This is a genomic window from Micromonospora sp. NPDC051196 (assembly GCF_040682415.1).
Lineage (GTDB): Bacteria > Actinomycetota > Actinomycetes > Mycobacteriales > Micromonosporaceae > Micromonospora.
On record NZ_JBFBAY010000002.1, the window covers coordinates 514,122 to 537,300 of the forward strand.

Below are 23,179 nucleotides of genomic sequence, written 5' to 3' on the forward strand. Positions count from 1 at the left end.
TCAGGCGGTGCGCAGGCAGCAGCCCTGGCACACCTTCGGCTGGGGCAGGGTGAAGGCGAGGCAGCAGGTGCGCCGCTGCACGGTCGGCTTGCCGTCCGCGTCGGGCACCAACTCCACCAGATCGGCCAGGCCGAGCGTGTCGAGCAGGGTGTCGATCGAATCGACCGTGGAACCGGGCACGCTGTCGGAGGCCGTCAGCAACCCGTGCGCGATGCCGGAGGCCACCGAGCCGAGCAGGGTACGGGTGCCGATGCGGACCTCACCCTGGATCGCGGTAATCAGCGGCGACAGGTGCGCCGCCAGCAGGGTGGTCCGCAGCGTCGCCAGCAACTCCTGCTCGTCGGTCACCACCTGGACCCGGTGCGGCTCGGTGACGACCAGCGGGTCGGCTGGCAGCACCGCGACCCGGGTCGACTGGCGCAGGCCGAGGGTGATCAAGGTGTGTGGGTCGGCGAAGTGGATGAGCGTGCTGTCGGCGTCCAGCAGCGGTACGCGTCGGGCGACTGCCCAGCCGAGCACCACCGGCAACGCCGCCCAGTAGCTGTACGCCTTCCAGGCCAGTGCGGCGGAGGCGTGCGGGCTGCCACCCCAGAGCCGGGCGGCGGAATTGAGCAGCTCCGGCAGCCGATCGCCGGCGGCGAGGGTCGCGGCCGGAGCCCAGTCGGTCTCGTCGACGACCAGCAGCCCCGGTGCCAACCCGGGGAGGACGTCGGTGCCGAACATGGCCCGCAGGGTCGCTGTCACCGGACCGAAAGCCGTCGAGGAGGCGGTGTGCGCCGGTAGCACGGCTGTCACGTGCTCCACCCCCGTCCGAGATCCTCAATTAAGGCTAGCCTAACCACACTTTGCCCGTGGTGGTAACCCTCGACGGAGGCAGTTACAGAGGCAGCAATCGGGAAGCACGACGCGCGGTTACCCATAGTGTTCATCGGGAAACGCGCCGCAGTATCGGGGTGAATCGCCCAGCCGTCAAGCCTCTTGTCGAGAAGGTGCCAGTCCAGTACACGTCCGGCCACTGAACGTGAAACTTTTGGTACTCCCCGCCACGAGGAAGCTGATGACGACCTCACCGCTCGATCGGGCTGCCGACTCCTTCGCCGCCGAACTCGCCCGCCACCGCACCGAGCGAGGGCTGTCCAAGAAACAGCTCGCCACGCTCATGGGCTTCGACCCGTCCTACGTCAGCCACGTCGAAGGGCGGCGGCACCGACCCACCGAGGACTTCGCCCGGCGTGCGGAGGCCGTTCTGGAGGCCAGCGGCGCGATCTGGCAACGTTTTCGCGAGTACGACCACCTGCGGCACACCCGCGCGGAGCGCGACCAGCGGGAGTCCGATCCGACCGGCCGGTGGATACCACCGGGTACGGGGCTGATCGTCGAGAACGAGCAGAGCATCCTCACCTACACCGAGGACGGCTACCGCTGTCTGATCCGCCGGGAGCTGTACAACGCCGGCACCGAACCGGTCACCCGCTACCTGGTCCGGGTCGCCGTGGACCGATACCCCAACGATCCTGGGCGGTCCAACCGGCACCACCGGGAACGCCCGCTCACCTTCGCCGAGCTGGGCCTGCGCGCCTACCGTGAGGAGTCCGGCGAACGCGACGCCATGCACTGGCGGGCCAAGTACGACCGGGACGCCTTCAAAGAGATCTGGTTGCTCTTCGAGAACGGCGAACGGCGGTTCCCGCTCTACCCCGGTCACCGCGCGACCATCGAGTACACGTACACCGTCGGGCGGGACAAGTGGGGGCCGTGGTTCCAACGCGCGGTCCGCGTACCGACCCGGCACCTTGCCGTACGCCTCGACCTGCCCGCCGGGCTGGACCCGCAGGTCTGGGGCGCGGAAACCTCGCTCTCGGCGGAGGAGGGCCCGCTGCGCCGGGCCGTCGCCCGGCGCGACGAGGCCGACCGGGCGATCTTCGAGTGGGCGACCGACGACCCGCCGTTGAACGCTCGGTACCGGATGCAGTGGCGTTTCCGCGCCCAACCCGACGCCGAGCCGGAGGGTGAGCGGATCCGGCCCTCCGAGCGGATGCGCGGGCTCGGGATCCTCCAACGCGGCGCCGACCTGCTGCGGCAACCTGCCCGTCCGTTCGATCTGCCACGTGAGGAACGAGCCGCCCGGGAGGTGGTCGACCGACTGATCGACGCGCTGGCCCGCCTCGACGAACTGCACCCGTTCGCCAAGGGGGTGGGGATCGCCGCCCCACAACTGGAGATCGGCCGGGCCGCAGCGGTGATCCGCCCGCCCGACCGGACCGCCGAGCCTCTGGTGCTGCTCAACCCCCGGGTGGTCGACGCGGCACCCGACATCGACGAGCAGTACGAGGGCTGCCTCTCCTTCTTCGACCACCGAGGGTTGGTGCCGCGCCCGCTCCGGCTCGACGTGGAACATGCCCAGCTCGACGGCAGTCGGGTGATCACCTCGTTCGAGTTCGGCATGGCCCGCCTGGTGGCTCACGAGATCGACCACCTGGAGGGCCGGCTGTACATCGACCGGATGGCCCCCGGGGTGCCGCTGGTGCCGATCGAGGAATACCGCGAATCCGGCCACCCCTGGCGCTACTGAAGTTGTTGCTGCACGACCACGCCTGGTCCGGGTGGGAACGACGGCCGGCCAGGGTGGCGTTTGTTGCTGCACGACCACGCCTGGTCCGGGTGGGAACGACGGCCGGCCAGGCGTGGTCGTGCGGGCGGTGCCGGTCCGCCCGATCGGGGGACCGGGGCGCGTGCCCCAGGGGGCAGGGGCACGCGCCCCGGTGCGGGGGGAGAAAAGCTCTACAGGTTGCCGAAGGTGTCGTAGCGGGTGTGCTGTGGCGGGACGTCGTCGGCGGCGAGGACCCGCAGTGTGGACCGCACCATCGCCGCCGAGCCGGAGACGTAGCAGTCGTGCGTCGTCCATGGGCCGTAGCGGGCCACCACGTCGGAGATGTCGCCCTGCTCGCCCTCGAAGTCCGGGTCGTTGCTGCAGGCGGAGGTGACCGACAACCACGGGTGGGCCGCCACCAGTTCGCGCAACCCGTCCAGCCCGTAGAGGTCAGCCTCGGTACGCGCACCGTAGAAGACATGCACCCAACGGGTCCGGTTGAATCCGGTCAACTCCTCCACCAGGGCTTTGATCGGAGCCAGCCCGACACCGCCGGCGACGCAGAGGACATCGCGCTCCGACGAGCGGTCCAGGGTCATCGAACCCATCGGGGCGGCCACCCGCAGCAGGTCGCCCGGCTTCACCCGGCGGACCAGGGCGCCGGAGACCCAGCCGGCACCCTCGGGCGTACGGACGTGGAACTCCAGCACGCTGTCGTTGTTCGGGGCGTTGGCCACCGAGTACGTACGCCACACCCGGGGGTGGTAGCGGGGCGCCTCGATGCTGACGTACTGACCCGCCTTCCAGGTCAACGGGTGTTGCAGCGTCCGGCAGGTGAATACGGCGGTGTCCGGCCCGTACCGCTGATGGGTGAGCACCTCGGCGTGCCAGAACGGCGGGTTGGCGTCCGACGCCGCGCCGGCCAGCATCTTCTCGCTGATCGCCGCGTACGCGTCCCGCCAGGCCTGGTCGTACTCCAGGTTCCAGCCGTCCCCGGCGGTGCTGCGCAGCGCGTCCAGTAGTGCCACGCCCATGGTCGCGTAGTGGGCCGCCTCGACGTGGTACTTGCGGTGGTCCCGACCCAGCGCGCGGAGGAACTCGTCGAAGCCCTCCGGGTCGTCCACCGTGTGGATCGCCGCGATGATCGCTTCCAACAGCCGGTCGCCCTGCCCGGCCATCTGCACCGGAAAGAGCTTGCGCAACTCCGGGTCGAGCAGGAAGAGCCGGGCGTAGAAGTGTTCGCTCAGCCGGACCCGGTCGGTCTCGACCAGAGTCCAGCTCTCCTTCAGCAGCCGCGCGAAGTTGTCCACCGGGGGCGCTCCTTCTCTGACGGCGGTGCGGGCCCTCATAGAATGTCCACGGAGCGTGTATGAAGGTCGCACAGAATGTGCGACCGCATCATGAGGCCTGCTCAATGGCACTTCGGACGGGTGCCAGCAGTGGGCTCGTGGCACCCGGGTGCCATCGGCAGGGCCGGTCGGGCAGAGTGGTGCGGTGACCGTTGAGCTCAACCGTCCGGTGTCCCGCCGGACGCTCGGCACCGAGACGCTCCTGGTGCTCGGCCTCTCCCTCGGCCAGTCGGCCGTCTACGCCACGGTGTCGATCATCGCGAAGCTCACCGCCGAGGGTGGGCTGTCGAGGCAGACCGCCGCGCTGAACACCTCCGCGTCCGCCCGGCCGTACCTCGACCTCACGTACCAGTTGCTCGGCATCGTGTTCGCGTTGCTGCCGGTGCTGCTCGCCGTACACCTGCTGGCGCGTGACCCCGGCGACCCGGTGCGGACCCTCGGCGTCGACTTCCGGCGGCCCGGATCCGACCTCACCCAGGGGACCGGGCTGGCGGCGCTGATCGGGCTGCCCGGCCTCGCCCTGTTCTGGGCGGCGGCGCAGTTCGGCCTCAACGCCACCCTGGTTCCGGCCGCGCTGCCCGACCTCTGGTGGACCGTGCCGGTGCTGATCCTCGCCGCCTTCCAGAACTCGATCCTGGAGGAGGTGATCGTGGTCGGCTACCTGATGACCCGGCTGCGGCAACTCCAGTGGCGGGTCGGCGCGATCATCGCGACCAGCGCCCTGCTTCGCGCTTCCTACCACCTCTATCAGGGCTTCGGCGCGTTCGTCGGCAACGCCGTGATGGGCGTCGTGTTCAGCCTCTTCTACCTACGCACCCGCCGCGTCATGCCCCTGATCGTGGCCCACGCCCTGCTCGACATAGTCGCCTTCGTCGGCTACAGCCTGCTCCCCAAATCCTGGTTCACCTGGCTCTGACCAACTACCGCCGGGGTGGGCGGTAGCTGGCCGTGGTGCGGGCGGCCAGGCGTTGGGTCGCGGCGGAATTGCCGGCCGCCGCGGCCAGTGCCGCCGCCCCGGGCAGCAGGCGGGCGGCCAGGCGCAGAGCCAGCCAGCCACCGGCCTGGGCGGCCAGCGGGGCAGCCAGCCGCCAGGCCGCCTCCGCCGCCCGAGGGGCGGGCCCACTCGGGCCGTCCCCCGCAGCCCGGGCCGCCGCGAGTGCCGACCGGGCGGCCTCCAGGTCCGAATGCACCCGGGTCAGTACCAGCAGCTCCGCCGCCCGGTCCGGATGCGCCGGATCCCGGTTGTACGCCGCCGCCAGGTGCAGCACCAGGTTCGCCTGCGACCAGAGCACCACGGCCAACTCGACCACCGGCGCAAAGGCGCCCGTCAGCGCGGAGCCCGCCCCACCGACTGTCGCCTGCCGGACGAACCGCTGACTGGCCAGCCGAGCCAGACCGTCCGAGTCCGCCCCCGGGTACGTCCCCCGCAGTCGCCGAGCCCACTCGGCGGCGCCAGGCCCGAGCGCCTCGACAGCCGCCAGCGCCAGCAGCTCCGGAGCGAAACCCGGGTGGTCGAGCATCCGCGCGACCAGCGTCCGCAGCTCCGAATTCGGCGTACGCTCCGCAGCGGTCCCGTCGTCGATCAGGCCCGGCCCGGCCGCGGTGCTGGCCGACTCTCCGGCGTACGCCTTGCTGGTGCTGGTGCTGGTGCTGGTGCTGGTGCTGTTGCTGTTGCTGTTGCTGTTCACAGCGGGATCGACTGCCTCAGCCGAGGCCGGCGGGGACGCGACCTTGCGCGTCGGCGCCCTCTTGGCACCGGTCGATCCGCCGTCGGCCCCGATCTTGAGGGACGCCGCCCTGCGTGCGGGTGCCTTCTTGGCCACCTGCGCTCCCGGCTCGGGCACCGCCTTCGAAGCCGCTGCCCTGCGTGCTGGTGCCTTCGTCCCGCTCGGCTCCGCGTCGGTCGGGGTCCGGTCCGCGTCGGTCGGGGTCCGGGAAGATGCGGCCTTGCGTACCGGCGCCTTCTTGGCCACAAGCGGGTCCGGATCGGCCGCCGCCTTCACGGACGTTGCCTTGCGGGCTGGTGTCTTCTTCGCATCGCTCGGCCCGGCAGCGTCAGCTGCCTCGGACGTGACTCTCGGCGGTGCAGCCTTCTTCGCGGGCGAGGCCTTCTTCGGTGTGGTCTTCTTTGCCGCGCCGGAAGCCGGCTGTGCTGCTGAGGGCTCCGGCCGGTCGTCGCCATGATCGGGTGGCCGTGTCTGCGCCCGCGTGATCCCGGTCTCGTCGACCTTGGCTGGCATGGCCACGAACGGCGGCGCGGGTGAGGACGATGCTGGCCGGGCCTGACGCGGCAGCGGCTGTTCCGCAGCGGGCGGTGGCTGGAACAGCACCCCCGGAGCGGCTTTCGCACGCCGAGGACGTGCTCTGCCGGGTTCGTCCTGCTCATCGGGGGGAGGGCTGGGTGGAGCCGGCGGTGGCGTGAAGGTCGCCTTCGGGGAGCGCCGACGTGCTCCCTCAGCAGATTCGGGGTGGTCCTGCTCGCTGGGCGGCTGCTCCTGCATGCCGATGGAGCGTAGTCCCGAACACGGCGGCGCACAGCGGTTAAGTTCGCTGGCCGCCCGGCACAGTCGGGCGGCACCCGATAGTCGCTTTGCTCCCGGCCGGTCCGGACCTGTATCCTCGGGCGCGGTGGTCTGCAGGCCACCTGGGAGACTTCGCCTAGTCTGGTCTATGGCGCCGCACTGCTAATGCGGTTGGGGTCTTAAAGCCCCTCCCGGGTTCGAATCCCGGAGTCTCCGCGCAAGGCCGGGTGTGTAGACTGGCCGAGCACCAGCGCCCGTAGCTCAACGGATAGAGCATCTGACTACGGATCAGAAGGTTAGGGGTTCGAGTCCCTTCGGGCGCGCAAGATCAAAGGCGTCTGACCTGAAAGGGTAGGTCAGGCGCCTTTGTGTTTCCGTCCCTTGTGGTCGGTTGGGTGCTCGGTGGGTGCTCGTGCGACGAGCATCCCCTCCGTCCCGGCGGGTCCGGGCCGGTGCCGGTCAGTCCCGCATGCGTTTGGCAGCGATTCGAGTCGTTGTCCTCCTGTTCCTGAATGCTGGGATGCCGTGTGGCGCGAGTGCGGCACAGCCGTTGCGATCCGCCTCGACCCCGACGACTGCATTGCGGTCTTCGCGGCCGCGCGGACAGATATCCCAGCAGCGGCTCGCTCGGCGCCACCCAGCCCGGCGGTGGCGCGGCGTCCGCGTCATCACCCGCACTCACCCGCCGGAGGGTGACCGGTGACAGGGTTTCCTCGTCGACGGGCACCAGCGGCTCTGCCAGGCATGGTTCGGGCTCCCCGTCCGGATCAGCAGCCTGAGCCGGTCTCGCGCCCTGACCGGCGTCTTCCCGTACCAGATGCCCGACCGGTGGCACCGACACCGCGACACGATCTGGCGCTCACCCGGCCATGCATCGCCGCAGGCCGTGCCGTGTCCTTCATGAGGGCTGTCCCCCTCCGTTATGGCACTGACTCGTGGCCGGATCTGAGCGTTGCGGTAGGTGTGTGCCCGCACGATGTGTGTCAACAGGCCGCTGCGGCGGCATCGGCCTGGTCGGATTCGCGGGCGCAGTGCCGGCAACGCCGTGGGCACGGCGTCTGCGGTGCCACGGCGGTGAGGCTACCTGGCCCGCCGGTAGCTTCCGGACCAAAAAACAACTCCAGCGCTGGTCAAAAACGGGATGACGATCCCGGGCCCCAGGCGTTCGCGCAGGGCCACTGACCAGGGCTGGAGTTGTTCTTTCGCTGGAAACTACGGCGAGGCCAGCAAGGGAGACAGACGGGGTCATGGTGCCCGGGGACGGCGCGTCAGCATGCCGGCGAGTGGGCCACACGGAACGCGCCGGTACCTAGTTCACTGGTCGTTAGCGAACCAGGGGGTCCATGCGCTACAGGTTGTGTAGCAGGCCTGGAATCTGAGTCGACTGCCGTACCCGCCGAGGGCGTTATGGCTGCTGTTCTCGTAGTAGTCCTTGTTGCAGAGTCCGAACGTCGAGTGGCCTAGACTGTTGATGCACTGCCCCTCCCGGTACGTCACCCAGCTACCGGAAGAGTTACGAAGCTGGTTGACCCACCGCACTGAGGTGGAACTGGTCTCCAGGGCCGATCTAGTGACCATCCAGACATCTCCGTACTTCTGGAAGCAGACGCTGCCCAGCCCTCCAGGGTAGGAAGTGTCGTACGTGCACTGGGCAGAGCTGCCCGAAACTGCGTAGTCGGTTTCATACGCGGCCGCATGTCCCATACCTGGCGTACCGAGCACCAAGGCCACCGCAGCACCGATAGCGAGCCACCATCCCCTCATCCCTGTTCCTTTCTCTCGTCTTGAGGCCTACAGGGCGGAGCTCGCCCTGCTCGGCACATCGATCTGGCGGTAAGCCTGACCCGGGGGCGGTGAGGCGGGGAAGGGCCTGACGTGTGCGGAACAGTTCCGCACACGTCGCCTTGACGGCTTTCTGCGGCCCGCCGGCCGAAGTGGCGGCGGCCACAGCCGGGTCGCGAAGTCATAGATCTGAAAGCATGAATGTTTAGCCGCCGGGATGATGGTGGTTCCAACTGAATCGAGACCCACCGTGGAGTGGAGGGAGTGGCCTGTGTTGCGACCACCGGAACCCGATCCATCCATGAACGCCCGAGAGTTCGTCGCGGCCCTGAGGGCTCTACGCCTGTGGTCAGGGCTGTCGTACCGGGAGTTGGCCGCGAAGGCCCGGGCGTCGGGAGGTTCGCTCCCACCCAGCACGATCACCTCGATGCTCGGCCGCAACACCCTGCCCCGCGCCCCGCTGATCACGACGTTCGTCCACGCCTGCGGTTTGGGCCAGGACACCGCTGAACGGTGGGTGGCGGTACGTAACGGCATCGCCATGGGATCCGAACACCCGGCATCGGGATCGTCCCCCGAGCCAGTGGATTCGCCGTCGGGCAGCGGCACTGAGCAGACGCCAGCGGATCTTCAGGTGACGCGACGCTCGCGGTCGTGGCCGGTGGTGACCGGCTTGGGTATCACCCTCGTGCTGGTGGTCAGCATCTCGGCATTCCTGCTGCTCGAACGCGACAGCAGCCAACACGGAGGCGTCGTTGCCGTACCCGAGTTGCCCGAGCGGCCGGCGCCCCGCCCGAACGCGTCTGACGGGGTAGCGGCCGCCCCATCCACTCCGCGTCAGCTCACGCTCGGCAAATCAGGCGGAGTCGCCCGAATCCATCCGGCTCGCACACCGGAACTGTGCCTGAGCGAGGGGCGCGAGCACACCCGCGCGGTGGCAGTCCAACGTCCCTGCACCGGATCCGTACCGCCCGAGACTGTCATCAAACCGGTGGGCGACGGCCTGTACCACATCAAGTGGATCCACCCACAGGAAGGTGTCGGCTGCCTCACGGTCATCAGCGATGGCCCGGCAGCCGGCATGTTGGAGCCCTGGCGCGACTGCCGCGACGACTGGTCAGCCCAGCTGTTCCGGATCGAGGCGGTCGACCTACCAGTTCCTGGCGGCTACCGACTGCGTCCGGCGGCCGGCGCCTTCTGCTTGGGTATCCGGGACGACGAGCTGGTACCGCAGGCCGAGGCGGTCCAAGAGCCCTGCAGCGGTGATCCTGATCAGGAGTTTCTGATCAGGATCAGTTCGTGATCCTTAGGCTCCAGACATTCGCGCAGAGCATCGCCCAGGCGATCGCCATGGCGTGCTACGGATCAGAAGGTTAGGGGTTCGAGTCCCTTCGGGCACGCAAGATCGACAAGGCCCTGAGCTGCGGGAACGCAGATCAGGGCCTTGTCTGTCTTCCTAGCGATGCCCGTGCTGGCCGGCGGTGTCTGCGTGTTCCGGGCGGGCCCGACGTGATGTCGAGCCCGCCCGTTTTCGGTCCGGCCTGTTCCAGGTGTTGGAGCTAGCCCCGCAGCATGGCGACGAACAGCTTGTTCGTCGCGTCAACCACGGTCATCGTGCGACGAGGTTGAATCGCTGGTTGGTGCCGCCGTGGCAGTCGTAGAGCTGGATCTGTGCGCCGTTGGCGGTGCTCCAGGCGTCCAGGCAGCGCCCGGACTGGACGCCACTGATGGTGCCGTTGGAGTTGACGTTCCACTGCTGGTTGGTGCCGCTGTGGCAGTTGTAGATCTGCACGGCTGCGCCGTTTCCGGAGCTGGCCGCGTCCAGGCACATGTTGCCGTACACCTGGAGTTGTTTGTTCGCGGTGTAGGTCCAGGACTGGTTGGTCTGTCCGTGGCAGTCGTAGAGCTGTACCCGGGTGCCGTTGTTCCGTGAGGCGTTGGGTACGTCGATACACCGGTTCGACTGGACGCCGACGATCTGGTTGGCCGAGCCGGGCGGCGGCGTGGTCGGCGGAGGACTGGTGGGCGGAGGACTGGTCGGCGGCGGGGAGGTCGGCGGAGGAGTGGTCGGCGTCGTCAGCAACGGGCAGGTGCTGCGGTAGGTGACCACGCCGCTGTTGTCCATCAGCGGGCAGAGGAACTGGCTGTACCGAGCGTCGTTGTCGACGAAGATCTTCAGGAAGGGCAGCATGGTCCGGATCATCACCGGGTTGGATCGTCCGACCATGAACCCGTGATCCCCACCGGCGACCTCGACGTACACGCTCTCCGTCGTGGACGGGAGGCTGTTGTACAGGTCGAGGGCGTAGGACGGGGTGACCACCGTGTCCGCCTGCCCGGAGATGACCATCGTGGGTACCCGGTCGTTGGCCAGGTTCGACGACGGCGAGAACGGCGTGATGCCGACCGCCGCCTTCAACGACGGACGCCGCATGGCGGCACTCAGCGCACCACCGCCGCCCATGGAGTGACCGGCAACGGCCAGCCGGCTTGAGTCGACCCGGTCGCGTACCGGGCTCTGCTGCGTCAGGTAGTCCAACGCGGCGAGCAACTGGGTGCCTCGGGCGGTGTCGAAGTCGTTACGGCTGTTGGTCTCGATGCCGATCACGACGAAGCCGTGCGATGCCAGCCACGGTCCCATCCAGGCCAGTTCGGCGGAGAACAACGCGGTGTAACCCGGCGAGATGGCGATGGCCCCGAAGGTGCCCTGGCTGGTGTCGGTCGGGTAGTAGATCCGGCCGCCGTTGAAGCCGTACCCGGTCGGAACGCTGACCGAGGTGTTGGCGAAGGGGCCGCGCTCGGTGGCGACGCTGGTCCGGGTGGGGTCCGGGCCCCGCTCGTACGGGTTATCGGCGGCCGACGCCGACCCGGCCGCCACCGTCACGGTGAGCAGCCCGACGGCGGCGGCGATCCCGGTCGCGGCGAGCTTGAACAGCCGGCCACGGAAGCTGGGCACTCGGTCGGCATCGGTAGTCCCTGCGGGTGGGGGATGGTGTGCCTGTCCTTGCACGGTCGGTACCTCCTGGTGGTGGGGTGAGTGAGGGATGGGCGGGCTCGGCTGATGCCGAACCCGCCCGCTCCGGCTGTGCCCGAGCCGGACCTGCACGCTGTCAGCGCTGCAGAGTCAGCAGTCCCGGGCGGTAGGGCAGGAGGCCGTAGTCGCCGCCCGAGTTGGGGGACCGCCCTTGGTAGAGCAGTTGGAGATTGCAGGGGTCAACGGTCATCGTCTGGTCGGCGTTGCTGCGGATGAGCTCGCCGTGGCTGATGTCGTTGGTCCAGGTGGCACCGCTGTTGGCCTTACCCGCGAACGGGTTGCTCTCGGAGGTGGCCTGCGGGGTCCAGGTGCCGCCGAGGCTGGTGGCCGTGAACGAGCGGAAGTAGCGGCCCTGCGAGCCGATCGCCTCGACGATCATGAGGTACCGGTTCTGGCCCTGGAGCTTGTAGACCTGAACGCCTTCGAACAGGTTGTTCGTGGTGTCGGTCATGATCGTGGTGTAGTTCGATCCGAAGCTGCCGGGGAAGTTGCCGATCGGCATGCTGGCCCGGTAGATGCGGCCGTTGTCGCCGGCGAAGAACAGGTACATGTCCTGGTCGTCACCGATGAGCGCCTGGTCGATCGGGCCGGTGCTGGAGTTCGAGATCGACCCGGTGAACAGCGTCTGTGCCGACGACCAGCTGTTGACGTTGGTGGGATCGGTCGAGGTCCGGTACGAGAACGCCGGCCCACCCCACTGGTAGGCCAGGACCCAGACGTTGCGCGGCGCGAAGTAGAACAACGACGGCGCCACGGCGGCGAACGGCATCTGGTTCTGGCTGGCCGAACCCATCTGGTTCCAGTTCGAGAACAGGCCGAAGTTCATCGAACCCCAGGTCGTGCCCGTGTCATGCGTGGTGCCGTAGACCAGGTGCTGACCGTTGTACGGCGCGTGGGTGAAGTCCTTCAACGACACCCAACCGGCCCTGGGCTGCGCCAAGGCGCCGGTCGACGACCACCGGTACGACGACGGCAGGTCACAGGTGGTGCCGGGCGGCGGAGTCGTCGGCGGCGGGGTGGTGGGCGGCGGGTTGGAACCGCCGAGGGAGACGAGCCGGAACTGCTGGTTGGCGCCGGTGTGGCAGTCGTAGAGCTGCACCTGGGCGCCGTTTGAGGTGCTCCAGACGTCCAGGCAGCGTCCGGACTGCACGCCACTGATGGTGCCGTTGGAGTTGACGTTCCACTGCTGGTTGGTGCCGCTGTGGCAGCTGTAGATCTGGACGGCTGCGCCGTTTCCGGAGCTGGCGGCGTCCAGGCACATGTTGCCGTACACCTGGAGTTGCCGGTTGGCCGTGTACGTCCAGGACTGGTTGGTCTGCTTGTTGCAGTCGTAGAGCTGGACGCGGGTGCCGTTGTTCTGTGATGCGTTGGGTACGTCGATGCACCGGCCCGACTGCGTGCCGACGATCTCGTTTGCCGAGCTGGGCGGGGGCGTGGTCGGGGTGGGCCCCGGCGTGGTGGGCGTCGGAGTCGGCCCCGGGGTGGCGCTGTTCAGCGCGTCCAGGGTGGCCGTGTAGGCGGCCTTCTTGTTGCCGTTGTTGTCGAAGAGCAGCGGGGTGCCGTAGGAACGCCAGGAGTCGCTGTCCCGGATGCCCCAGACGGTGATGCCGTTGCAGCGCGGCACCGCGAGGCAGTCGTTGACCACGGCGCGGAAGGTGTTGGCCTGCGTGGTGCCCGAACCTTCGATGTCCAGCTCGGTGATCTGCACGTCCACCCCGAGGGCGGCGAAGCTGGACAGCGTGGTGCGGTAGTTGCTGTTGTACGCCGACTGCGCGTTGAAGTGCGACTGGAACCCGACGCAGTCGATCGGCACGCCCCGCTGCTTGAAGTCGCGCACCATGTTGTAGACGGCCTGGGTCTTGGCCCAGGTCCAGTTGTCGGTGTTGTAGTCGTTGTAGCAGAGCTTGGCGCCCGGGTCGGCGGCGCGGGCGGCGCGGAACGCGGCCTCGATCCAGTCGCCGCCGGTGCGCTGCAGGTTCGAGTTACGGCGTGCGCCGCTGTTGCCGTCCTCGAACGCCTCGTTCACCACGTCCCACGAGTCGATCTTGCCCCGGTAGTAGGTTGCCACCCGGGTTACGTGGTTGAGCATGGCCGAGCGCAGCGCCTGCCCTTCCATCCGCTCCATCCAGGCGGGCTGCTGCGAGTGCCAGGCCAGGGTGTGACCCCGGACCTTCCAGCCCCGGGAGAGGGCGTGGTTGACGATCCGGTCGGCGTTGCCGAACGTGAAGTTGTTCTGCTGCGGTTCGGTCGCGTCGATCTTCATTTCGTTCTCGGGCGTGACGCTGTTGAACTCGCGGTTCAGGATCGTCGTGTAGGCGCCCTCGTTGAGCTTGTTCGCCGCCACCGCGGCGCCGAAGTACCGGCCGGACTGGGTCGCGGCCGCGCCGAGGGTGGACTCGGCGGCGTGAGCGAGAGTAGGCAACATCGACACGATGAGGACGGCAACTATCGCGGCTGTGCCGGGGGCAGCGAGCGTTCGAAGTCGACGCCCGGAGGGACGGATCCGGGAGATCATGCTGATCCTCCACTGGTGGGGTTAGGAAATATCTGTCGCCGTTCGGGAGCGCTCAGGTGGCAGCGCCCCACGATGCCGAGCCGCCGACCGGGCCAGGACTCACGTCAGGTGCCCGCCCGGAGGTCAGTCGGCGCTGGCCAACTGACCAGCAGGTGAAGGGTTGCGAGGTGGGCCCGGTTGCCCGCCGGGAAGTGGTTGCGGGCGTTGGACTGAAGGTGGTGGGTGTGTCACCGGGCAGCTGGGTGGGCTTCGTCGGTGTGAGGGCCTCCCGGGGCGTGGAGATCGTGTTAGCGATCACATTGATCGGTGGCTATCAGGCTGGCAGAAAGTTCCAGGGTTTTCAACCGGTAGTTTCGGGATTCAACCGGTAGCTTTTCGGGCCGACGCTCGGTGTCGACGCCCGACGACGCAACGGCGTCGGGCGGCCCGATCGTGGGACTGGGGACCACGATCGGGATCCTCGTACCCATCGAAGCAGGTCAGCCCCCATCGGGATGGCCTCGCGGACGTCGAATGCCGTTCTCCCGGACCGCGTTATGCTGGCGATCATGACTCTCGGCCGAAGACCCTGGCACCTGCCTCATCGCGAGTGGACGTGTGAAGGGTCGCGTACCCGATGATGGCGGTGCTCTCCCTGCTGCTTGGGCTTCTCGTCGTCTTGGCGATCACTGCCGTCACCGGCTACTTCGTGGCGCAGGAATTCGCCTACATGGCCGTCGATCGATCCGCGCTCTCGGCGCGGGCAGCAGCTGGTGACCCGGTCGCGAAGCGTGCGTTGAAGGTCACCCGACGAACGTCGTTCATGCTCTCGGGTGCTCAACTCGGCATCACCGTGACCGGTCTACTCGTCGGATACGTCGCCGAGCCGCTCATCGGCGAGTCGTTGGGAACGATGCTCGGGGGAGTCGGTGTCCCCACCGGCGTTGGCATTGCCGTCGGGACCATCCTGGCGTTGCTGCTCTCCACGCTGATCCAGATGCTGTTCGGAGAGTTGTTCCCGAAGAACCTCGCCATCGCGCGCCCCGAGCCCGTCGCGCGTTGGCTGTCGCGCTCGACCATCGCGTATCTCACGGTGTTCGGCTGGCTGATCTGGGTGTTCGACCAAGCGTCGAACCTTCTCCTTCGCCTGCTGGGTATCAAACCCGTGCACGACATCGAGCACTCCGCGACGGCCCGGGACCTCGAACACATCGTTGCGGAATCCCGCCAAAGCGGTGATCTGCCGGCCGAGCTGTCGTTGATGCTCGACCGCATCCTGGATTTCCCTCGCCGTGACGTGGAACACGCCATGATTCCGCGCGCCCGCGTCGATGTCGTCCAGGCCACCGACACCGTGGCGGAGGTACGCGAGCGGATGACGGCGGGGCACTCGCGCTATCCGGTTCTCAACGTCGAGGGTCACGTGCTCGGCGTGATCCACCTTGACGAGATTCTTGCCGACCCCGATCCGGCCTTGAGCGCCGCGGACGTCATGCGACCTGCCGTCATCGTTCCCACCCTCATGGCCCTACCCGCGGCCCTGCAGGAACTCGGCGAGGGCAACCAGATGGTGTGCGTCGTGGACGAGTACGGCGGCTTCGCAGGCGTGCTGACCCTCGAAGACCTCGCCGAGGAACTGGTGGGCGAGATCGCAGACGAGCACGACGACGAGAGCGCGACCACTACGACGACCGCCCACGACGGCAACTGGCTCATTGCCGGCGACGCACACATCGACGAGGTGGAGCGTATCCTCGGCCAGGATCTGCCGCGAGGTGACTACGAGACCCTGGCCGGGCTGGTGATCTCCGCGCACGGTGACCTCCCGGAACCCGGCACGGTGCTCGACGTGGAACTGCCCGTGGACCCGGCCGACCTTGCCCTGACCACCACGCCCGAACCACGATTGCTGCGGGTCGAGGTCGTCAAGGTAGAGCGCCACGTGCCGTCGTCCATCCGCCTGATCCTGGCTCCGCCGGCTTCGCAAGACGACGAGGAAGCACTCCGATGAGCAACTTCTGGATCGTGCTGGTGGCGACAGTGGCGATCATCGTGCTGAGCGCATTCTTCGTCGCCATCGAGTTCGCCCTCATCGCCGCCAAGCGACACCGCCTCGAAGACATGGCGGCATCCAGCCCTTCCGCCCGCGCGGCGCTGCGATCGTCCTCCGAACTGACCGTGCTCCTGGCCGGATCACAGCTCGGCATCACCGTCTGCACCCTTGCGCTCGGTGCCATCACCAAGCCGGCGGTGCATCATTGGCTGACCCCGCTGTTCGAATCATGGGGCGTGGCGCTGTGGCTCGCCGATGTCGCAGGCTTCGCGCTTGCCCTGATCATCGTGACCTTCCTGCACCTCGTCGTCGGCGAGATGGCGCCCAAGTCGTGGGCCATCGCCCACCCCGAACGGTCGGCGATCATGCTGGCCATACCTATGCGGGCGTTCATGTGGCTGACCAGGCCGCTGCTTCGCGGGCTCAACGATGCCGCCAACTGGTGCCTCCGCCGAATCGGTGTCGAACCGGCTGACCAGGTGGCCAACGGCTTGAGCCCGGACACCCTGCGCCATCTCGTCGAACACTCCGCCAACGTGGGGGCTCTCGACGCCAGGTACTCCACCCAGCTGACGGTGGCCTTGGAGTTGCAGAACCTGCTGGTGCGGGACCTCGTCAATCCGGGCACCCGGCCGACGTCCGTGTCACCCGGTGCGAGAGTCGCCGACGTCCAAGCCGCCGCCCGCAGCTCAAGCCACCTGCGGATTCTGGTCGGTGACGAGGTTGCGGTAACCGGAGTGGTCCACGTACGCGACACACTCAACGCGCCACCAGAGCAGTCGCTTGCGCCGTACACGCGCCCGGCCTTCCGAATCGAGGCGGACACGCCGGTGCACATGGCCCTGACGAGAATGCGCGAGACCCGCAACCACCTCGTCGTGGTCACCGACGGCGGACAATTCATCGGTGTCATCACCCTCGCGGACGTCCTCCGGAGGTTGTTCCCCACCTCCGGCTCCCCGGCGGCATCAGCGGCCACCGGACGCGCGGCGTAGACCCACCATCCTTCGACCCAGCGGATGGTTCCGGCGCCGTCGGCGGATCAGTTAACCTGCCTGGCCATGGGAGCATCCGACGACCGGCTGGAACTGGTCGTCGATCCGACCCGGCCCACCGGGCGTACGCTGCTGGCCGGCGGTGTCGAGCAGTCGTACGTGGATCTTGCAGATCCCACGTACCTGCACTTCGAGTACGTCCGCCGGATGGCCGCCGTAGCCGATCTCGCTGCGCCGGTCGGTGATCCGCTGGATGTGCTGCACCTCGGCGGCGGCGCACTGACGCTGCCGCGCTACGTCGCCGCCACCCGGCCCGGCTCGGCCCAGCTGGTCGTCGAGCGGGATCCGGCGGTGGTCGAACTGGTGGCGCGCGACCTGCCGCCCCGACCGGCCGGTGTCGAGGTCCACGTCGCAGACGCACGGGAGGCGGTCGCCGTGGCTCCCGCCGGGGCGTACGACCTGGTGCTCGCCGACATTTACCGGGCGGCCCGGATGCCGCCACACGTGGCCACCGTGGCGTTCGCTGCCGAGGTCGCCCGGGTGCTGCGGCCGGACGGCATCTACCTGGTCAACGTCACCGACCTGCCGCCCCTGGTCCTCACCCGGGTGCAGGCGGCCACCCTGCGGGCGGTCTTCGCCGACGTGTGCGTCGTCGCCGACCGGCGGATGCTGCGCGGCCGGCGGTACGGCAACGTGGTGCTCGCTGCGGCGCTGCGTCCGGACCGACTTCCTGTGGCGCGCCTGGTGGTACGGGCCCTGCGTGATCCGTTGCCCGGCGGCGTGCTGCACGGCCCGGCCCTCGACACGTTCATCGCCGGTGCCCGGCCGCGCACCGACGACACCGAGCGATGAGGACCGGATACCGGGCCTGAACGTTCAGTCGTCGAGCATTCCCGTGTGGCCCGCGAGCGCTGCGGCCTGGGCGCGGTTGGAGACGCGCAACTTGCGCAACAGCGCGGCGGACATCCGCTTCACGGTCCGGTCGGAGACGTGCATCTGATCGGCGATCTCCAGCGTGCTGCAGCCGGCGGCGATCGACCGGAGCAGGGCGCGTTCCGCCTCGTCGAGGCTGACGGGCGGGAAACGGGAGGGGCGAAGCAACACGCTCAACAGTTGCGTCGGCATCACCGCCCAGCCGTCGAGGACCGCTAGTAGCGGGGGCAGCAACTTCTCCGGCTCGGCACTCTTGGGCACGTACGCCTCGGCACCGGCCTCCAATGCTTGCAGGGGCGAATTCAGGTCGTCCGCGTCGGACATCGCCACCACGCGTACCTGTGGTGTGGTTCGGCGGATCGCCGCCACGGCACGGATTCCTCCCGGCGCCGGCATGTGCAGGTCGACCAGGGCCAGGTCGGGCACGCAGCGGCGGACCAGCGAGGCCGCCGCCGCAGCATCGGCGGTGGAGCCGACCACCTGCGCCCGCCCGTCGGTGGCGGCGGGAAGCAGCAGTTCGAGGCCCCGGGCGAAGATCGGGTGGTCGTCGACGACCGCGACCCGGATGGGGGAACAGTGTGACATGTTCGCTCCTTCCCGGTTACAGAGCCATCATGCCTATTCACACCGAAGGTGAGACGCCGTACCCGCGGACCGCGGCTGAGCCGGATGACCCGGCGGGGTCGCTGAATGGCCCATAAGGGCCAGCGTCCGGGGAAGTGCCCTGGCGTACCTGCTGTGGCCTGAAGCAGAACATCCCCCGCGGGCCGTCTTGCCTGGAGGTGTTTTGTGACCGAAATCGTCCTGCGTCCGCTCGCCGACGCGTTCATGCAGGTGGGTGTCTACGTCGCCGTGATGGTGGCGCTCTTCGGCTGGCTGCGCTGGCGGTACGGGGATCGCGTCACCGATGGGTTGACCCGGCATCGTCGGCTCGGGCCGTTGGTCGGAGCGCTGCTCGGCGTGAGTCCAGGCTGCGGCGGCGCGATCATCCTGATGCCGCTGTACGCCCGGGGCAAGGTGTCATTCGGCACCGTGATCGCCGCCCTGGTCGCCACCATGGGCGATTCCTCGTGGGTGGTGATGGCCTGGAATCCGATGTTCGCGCTCCAGATACACGCGTTGCTGTTCGCGGTCGGCCTGGTCACCGGTTACGTGGTGGACGCACTCGGCATCGACCCGGCGCGGGCGGTACGCCGTACGCCCGCCGCGACCACACCGGTCGGGCCTGCCGCGCTGACCACATCGTCCGGGCCTGCCACACCGGTCGGGCCTGCCACAGCGGCCACACCGGCCGGGCCGGCCACACGGGTCGGATCCGCCGTGGCTGCCCCACCCGCCGGGCTCGCCGCCGTCGGGGTCCCCGACCTGGCCGGCTCCCGGCGGTTGCTCGGTGGCGTGCTGCCGCAGGTGACGGCGTCCACGGCCTTCTGGGGACTGACCGCGCCGGCCTTCGTCGTATCGGTGCCGGTGCTCTTTCAGATGGTCGATCCGGCGGTGTTGACCCAGGCACTCGGTGGCGTCGACCCATACCTGGCGCTCGGTGTGCTCGGCACCATGGTCGCGACGCTGATCTTCGCCGCCGGCCGGGGGCGGTTGGCAGACGACAGCCTGACGACCGCGCATCCGCAATCGATCGGTGCGACTCTGCGGCACAGCGCCCACGAGGCGTCGTTCATCACCGTCTGGGTGGCTGTGGCGTACCTGGCGTGGCAGGTGGTCATCAGCACCACCGGGTTCGACGGTTCGCAGATCGCGCTCGGCGGGCTGTTGGGGGTGCTGGTCGGGGCCGGCATCGGCCTGATCCCCGGTTGCGCGGTGCAGATCGTCTTCACCGGCCTGTACGTCAGTGGGGGACTGCCGCTGCCGACCCTGGTTGCCAACGCGATCAGCCAGGACGGCGACGCGTTGATCCCGCTCGCCGCATTGCGGCGGAACTCGGCGTTGTTGGCCACGGTCATCACCACCATTCCGGCGGTGGCGGTCGGCTCTGCCCTGCTGCTCCTGCTCTGACCGGCGCGGCCGTGCCTCGGCCGGGGTCGGTGGGTGTCAGTCCTGCGGACCCAGGCCGAGGTACGGGCCGAGCAACCGACGTAGCCGGGCCACCGTGGCGACTCTGATCTCCGCTGGCTGCGTCCGGGTGGTGGAGCCGACCTCCTGGGACGCTCGCACGATGAGCGAGTCGATGAGCCCGGCCATCGTCTCCGGCTCGGGCTCACCGAAGTCGGCGAGCGCCTGCCGCAGTGGCCCCTGGAGTTGAGCGTGGAACTCCTCCATCGGGCCCTGCAACACGCGTGGCTCCACCACCTGGGTCAGCGCCCGCGCCACCGCCTGCTCGGAACTTGCGAACAGGTCGACGTTCGCCACCACGTACGCCCACACCCGGGTGGCCGGCGTGGGTGCCGCCAGCACCCGTGCCAGAACCTGGCCGGCCCAGGCGGGGAACACGTCGGCGACGACGGCAGCGAGGAGCTCCTCGGCGGAGGCGAAGTACTGGTAGACACTGGTGCGCGCCAGCCCGGCACGGCGACCGACCGCCGCCATGGAGGGCGCCTGCGCGGTCTCGGCCAGCAGGGCGCGTGCAGCGTCCAGCAGAGCACGCCGTTGCCGGGCGTGGTGCTCGGCGACGCTGGCCGCCTGGATCCGCGGCACGCGCTCCTCCTCGTGGGCAGCTGATCGGGTAAGTGATCAGACTGCTGCGTTGCTGTCGGCGGGCAGCAGTCTGCCGTCGATCATCTCAAGCACCCGGTCGCAGTGGTGCAGCACCTCATGGTCATGGGTGACCATGACGGTGGCGACCCCGTGGTCGTGGGCCTCGCGGGCCAGGAGCGCGACCACGTCCTGACTGCGCTGGCGGTCCAGCGCAGCGGTCGGCTCGTCCACCAGGAGTACCTGCGGGCGGGTGACGAGGGCCCGCGCGATGCCGACGCGTTGCCGTTCGCCGCCGGAGAGCTGGTGCGGGCGCCGGTCCGCCTTGTGTGACATGCCGACCTCGGCCAGCAACTCCCCGGGGTCGCGGGGGTTGGCGACCTTGCCGAAGGTCAGTGGCAGCCGGATCTGGTCGAGGCTGGTGAGAGACGGGATGAGGTTGCCGCTCTGGAACACGAAGCCGATCCGCTCGCGACGGATCGCGGTGAGCCGGCGCGGCGACTGCGTGTCGAGGTCGACGCCGCCGAGCCGGACCGTGCCCGAGGTGGGGTTGGTAAGCGCTCCACAGACCGCCAGCAGGCTGGACTTGCCGGCGCCGGAGGGGCCGACGATCGCGACCAGCTCCCCCGCCTCGACATCCAGGTTGACCTTGTCGAGGGCGGTGACGGTGTCTTCGCCGTCGCCGTGGACCAGGGTGACGTCGGACAGGGACAGGACGGCGGTCATCGGTTGCCTCCGAGCGCGGTGAGCGGGTCGACGCGAGTGATGCGCAGGACGGCCACGACGGCACCGACGACGCCCAGGATGAGCAGCAGAGCGGTGGCGACGGCGATGGGAGCGGCCTCCAGCGCGAACGGCATGGGAGTGGCCGAGATGGCGGCGCCGGCTGCCACGCCGATGCCGACGCCGACCCCGGCGGAGAGGACGAGGAGCACCACCGACTGCATCAGGCTGTCCCGCAGCAGGTAGCGCGTGCTGGCACCGAGCGCCCGGATCACCGCGATCTCCTGTTTGCGCTGCACGGTGAGCACCGTGAAGAACGCACCCACCACGAGCGCCGAGATGGCGTAGAGGAAGACCTGGATCAACTGGAGCGTCGAGGTCTCGGCGGTGTAGCCCGGCGAGGCGCCGAAGGACTCCTCCAGGGTCATCGACGTCGTACCGGCTGCCTTGTCGCCGGCCACCAGGTCGACGTCGGCGTTGTCAGCGGTACGGACGGCAACCGCGGTGATCTCGTTGTAGATGCGTTCGGGCGCGGCGTCGCCGGCCCGGACTCCGGCCTTCACCTCCTGCCACGAGCGCAGCGGGAGGTAGCCGATGTCGACGTGGCCGAAGGTGTGCTGGTCGGCGAGGATGCCCACCACCGTGAGCGGGGTACCGGCGGGCTCCAGGGTGATGGTGTCGCCCACCGAGATGCCCAGTTCGGCGGCGGTGGCGCTGATCACCACTTCGCCCTCGGAGGCGAGGCGCTTGCCCTCGGCGACGACGGCGGGGTCGAGGAACGAACCGACCTCGACGCCGAAGAGGGCGAGGTCGACCTCGATTCCCTGATTGGTCCGACCGTTGGCGAGGGTGTTGCCCAGCGGCGCCGCCTCGGCCACGCCGTCCTGGTCCGCCCAGGTGTCCACCGCCGTGGTCTCCACCACGCTGCGGGAGAAGGCCGAATCCTTGGCCACGTCGTCCTGGAAGGCCAGCGAGGTCACGGGGAGGCGTTTCAACCCGGAGACCCCGTCGTTGACCAGACCGACGGAAAGTCCGCTCAGCAATACGGTGAGGATCGCGATGAGCGCGACGACGACGCCCATGAGGGCGAACCGACCGCGGGCGAAGGTAAGTTCGCGTATGGCGAGGAACATGGGCTCACCGCATCCGATAGGTAGCCGACAGCATGTCGGCAAAGATACCGACTCCCTGTCGGGAACCCGCCGTCGACCCCGAACCTGTGCAGCAACTCACGCGGAGTGAAGCTCTGCCCCGCCCGAACTGCCGTTCGCCCGTACGCGGTCGCGGATCGCTCGGCGAACTGCGACCGAATCATGCGCAAACGCCGATGTTAGCGCCATCAGGGAGTCGTCCCTGGGTGGCCGGCCCCGGGCTGTGCCGGTGGGCAGGGGGATCCCTGCGGAGCGCCGGTCAGGAGTGGTCATGCCGCGGGTTGTGGCGCGGAACGCCTCGATGAGACTGGCGCGTTACGACTTGACGAACGGCATGTTATCGCCCACATTCGATGTTCAAGGGTGACGGCGTCGGAGGCTCACCGGGCAAGCCTGTTGCGTCGGATCTTGGTTCAGGCGTGCGCCAGGGCATGCGGACGTCGATGTTAGCGCTAACACATCCCGGGGCTGGCCGACTGGCTGTGCATCGCGGTGTGCCCGTCTTGGTGGGCCGTTCGGGTCCTGGTCAACTTCGAAGGAGGATCATGTCTGCCTTTGGTAGATCTTCATTGCTCGCGCCGCCGTCGCATCGGCGCGGGCGGTTGCTGCGCGTCGTCGCGGCCGGTGTGGCGGCGGTGGTGGGCGGAGTCGTAGCCACGGCGGTCGTGTCGACCCCGGCAGCTGCGGCGACGGTCGACACCAACGCGTGGTACGTGCTGCTGAACCGCAACAGTGGCAAGGCGTTGGACGTGTACAACCTGGCCACCAGCGATGGTGCGCGGATCACGCAGTGGGCGCGTAACAACGGTAACCAGCAGCAGTGGCAGTTCGTCGATTCGGGTGGTGGTTACTACCGGTTGAAGTCGCGGCTGTCCGGCAAGGTGCTCGACGTCTACAACTGGTCGAC

18 protein-coding genes and 2 tRNA genes are annotated in these 23,179 nt (G+C 68.7%); 11 read left to right on the top strand and 9 right to left on the bottom strand.

Annotated features, from left to right (window positions below; genetic code table 11):
* Positions 1-723, bottom strand: coding sequence for a hypothetical protein (locus AB0M35_RS08215; protein WP_363743061.1), 723 nt, complete (start codon positions 721-723; stop codon positions 1-3).
* A 334-nt stretch (positions 724-1,057) separates the two neighbouring features.
* Here AB0M35_RS08215 and AB0M35_RS08220 point away from each other — a divergent pair, with 334 nt between their 5' ends.
* Complete coding sequence (locus tag AB0M35_RS08220) at positions 1,058-2,572, top strand: peptide deformylase (RefSeq protein ID WP_363742952.1); 1,515 nt, start codon at positions 1,058-1,060, stop codon at positions 2,570-2,572.
* Between the two features lie 209 nt (positions 2,573-2,781).
* Here the strand turns inward: AB0M35_RS08220 and AB0M35_RS08225 are convergent, their stop codons facing one another.
* Positions 2,782-3,900, bottom strand: coding sequence for a globin domain-containing protein (locus AB0M35_RS08225; protein WP_363742955.1), 1,119 nt, complete (start codon positions 3,898-3,900; stop codon positions 2,782-2,784).
* 184 nt (positions 3,901-4,084) lie between these two features.
* On the opposite strand from AB0M35_RS08225, the gene AB0M35_RS08230 reads away from it, so the two are divergent.
* A complete protein-coding gene (locus AB0M35_RS08230; protein ID WP_363742958.1) occupies positions 4,085-4,855 on the top strand; it encodes a CPBP family intramembrane glutamic endopeptidase in 771 nt (256 codons plus the stop codon).
* 4 nt (positions 4,856-4,859) lie between these two features.
* On the opposite strand, the gene AB0M35_RS08235 is transcribed toward AB0M35_RS08230, so the two are convergent.
* Positions 4,860-5,627 carry a hypothetical protein gene (locus AB0M35_RS08235; protein WP_363742961.1) on the bottom strand — a complete coding sequence of 256 codons (768 nt, stop codon included), beginning with the start codon at positions 5,625-5,627 and terminating at the stop codon, positions 4,860-4,862.
* Between AB0M35_RS08235 and AB0M35_RS08240 the strand changes: the two genes are divergently transcribed.
* The 4 genes from AB0M35_RS08240 (at position 5,575) to AB0M35_RS08255 (ending at position 9,546) form a co-directional block, all read left to right on the top strand.
* Entirely contained in the window at positions 5,575-6,123 is a 549-nt protein-coding gene (locus AB0M35_RS08240; RefSeq protein WP_363742964.1) for a hypothetical protein, read from the top strand. The two genes, AB0M35_RS08235 and AB0M35_RS08240, sit on opposite strands and share 53 nt — an antisense overlap.
* A 463-nt stretch (positions 6,124-6,586) precedes the next feature.
* Positions 6,587-6,677, top strand: a tRNA-Ser gene (locus AB0M35_RS08245).
* Positions 6,678-6,711: 34 nt separating this feature from the next.
* Positions 6,712-6,784, top strand: a tRNA-Arg gene (locus AB0M35_RS08250).
* Positions 6,785-8,544: 1,760 nt separating this feature from the next.
* Positions 8,545-9,546: an XRE family transcriptional regulator gene (locus tag AB0M35_RS08255; RefSeq protein WP_363742966.1), complete on the top strand. Its 1,002-nt coding sequence runs from the start codon at positions 8,545-8,547 to the stop codon at positions 9,544-9,546.
* A gap of 306 nt (positions 9,547-9,852) precedes the next feature.
* Here the strand turns inward: AB0M35_RS08255 and AB0M35_RS08260 are convergent, their stop codons facing one another.
* Together AB0M35_RS08260 and AB0M35_RS08265 are read right to left on the bottom strand one after the other, a co-directional pair.
* Positions 9,853-11,199: a ricin-type beta-trefoil lectin domain protein gene (locus AB0M35_RS08260; protein WP_363742968.1), complete on the bottom strand. Its 1,347-nt coding sequence runs from the start codon at positions 11,197-11,199 to the stop codon at positions 9,853-9,855.
* Positions 11,200-11,353: 154 nt separating this feature from the next.
* A complete protein-coding gene (locus tag AB0M35_RS08265; protein ID WP_363743063.1) occupies positions 11,354-13,702 on the bottom strand; it encodes a non-reducing end alpha-L-arabinofuranosidase family hydrolase in 2,349 nt (782 codons plus the stop codon).
* 706 nt (positions 13,703-14,408) lie between these two features.
* Between AB0M35_RS08265 and AB0M35_RS08270 the strand changes: the two genes are divergently transcribed.
* The 3 genes from AB0M35_RS08270 (at position 14,409) to AB0M35_RS08280 (ending at position 17,671) form a co-directional block, all read left to right on the top strand.
* Positions 14,409-15,782 carry a hemolysin family protein gene (locus AB0M35_RS08270; protein WP_363742970.1) on the top strand — a complete coding sequence of 458 codons (1,374 nt, stop codon included), beginning with the start codon at positions 14,409-14,411 and terminating at the stop codon, positions 15,780-15,782.
* Positions 15,779-16,819 (top strand): hemolysin family protein, encoded by a 1,041-nt coding sequence (locus tag AB0M35_RS08275; RefSeq protein WP_363742972.1) that lies wholly within the window; start codon positions 15,779-15,781, stop codon positions 16,817-16,819. The genes AB0M35_RS08270 and AB0M35_RS08275 overlap by 4 nt, the downstream gene beginning before the upstream one ends.
* A 66-nt stretch (positions 16,820-16,885) precedes the next feature.
* Positions 16,886-17,671 (top strand): fused MFS/spermidine synthase, encoded by a 786-nt coding sequence (locus tag AB0M35_RS08280; RefSeq protein ID WP_363742974.1) that lies wholly within the window; start codon positions 16,886-16,888, stop codon positions 17,669-17,671.
* 24 nt (positions 17,672-17,695) lie between these two features.
* Here the strand turns inward: AB0M35_RS08280 and AB0M35_RS08285 are convergent, their stop codons facing one another.
* On the bottom strand, positions 17,696-18,337 hold the full coding sequence (locus AB0M35_RS08285; RefSeq protein WP_363742976.1) for a response regulator transcription factor: 642 nt from the start codon (positions 18,335-18,337) through the stop codon (positions 17,696-17,698).
* A 204-nt stretch (positions 18,338-18,541) separates the two neighbouring features.
* On the opposite strand from AB0M35_RS08285, the gene AB0M35_RS08290 reads away from it, so the two are divergent.
* The gene (locus tag AB0M35_RS08290) at positions 18,542-19,762 is read left to right on the top strand and encodes a putative manganese transporter (protein ID WP_363742978.1); all 1,221 of its coding nucleotides are present in this window, start codon (positions 18,542-18,544) and stop codon (positions 19,760-19,762) included.
* A gap of 36 nt (positions 19,763-19,798) precedes the next feature.
* Here AB0M35_RS08290 and AB0M35_RS08295 read toward each other — a convergent pair whose 3' ends face one another.
* Genes AB0M35_RS08295 through AB0M35_RS08305 form a run of 3 tightly spaced genes read right to left on the bottom strand, consistent with a single transcriptional unit; the run spans position 19,799 to position 22,254 of the window.
* Positions 19,799-20,401, bottom strand: a complete 603-nt coding sequence (locus AB0M35_RS08295) for a TetR family transcriptional regulator (RefSeq protein WP_363742980.1) — start codon at positions 20,399-20,401, stop codon at positions 19,799-19,801.
* Positions 20,402-20,437: 36 nt separating this feature from the next.
* Positions 20,438-21,124 carry an ABC transporter ATP-binding protein gene (locus AB0M35_RS08300; RefSeq protein WP_363742982.1) on the bottom strand — a complete coding sequence of 229 codons (687 nt, stop codon included), beginning with the start codon at positions 21,122-21,124 and terminating at the stop codon, positions 20,438-20,440.
* Entirely contained in the window at positions 21,121-22,254 is a 1,134-nt protein-coding gene (locus AB0M35_RS08305) for an ABC transporter permease (RefSeq protein WP_363742984.1), read from the bottom strand. The genes AB0M35_RS08300 and AB0M35_RS08305 overlap by 4 nt, the downstream gene beginning before the upstream one ends.
* A 563-nt stretch (positions 22,255-22,817) precedes the next feature.
* Between AB0M35_RS08305 and AB0M35_RS08310 the strand changes: the two genes are divergently transcribed.
* The coding region (locus tag AB0M35_RS08310; protein ID WP_363742986.1) for an RICIN domain-containing protein at positions 22,818-23,179 on the top strand (362 nt) is incomplete at its 3' end.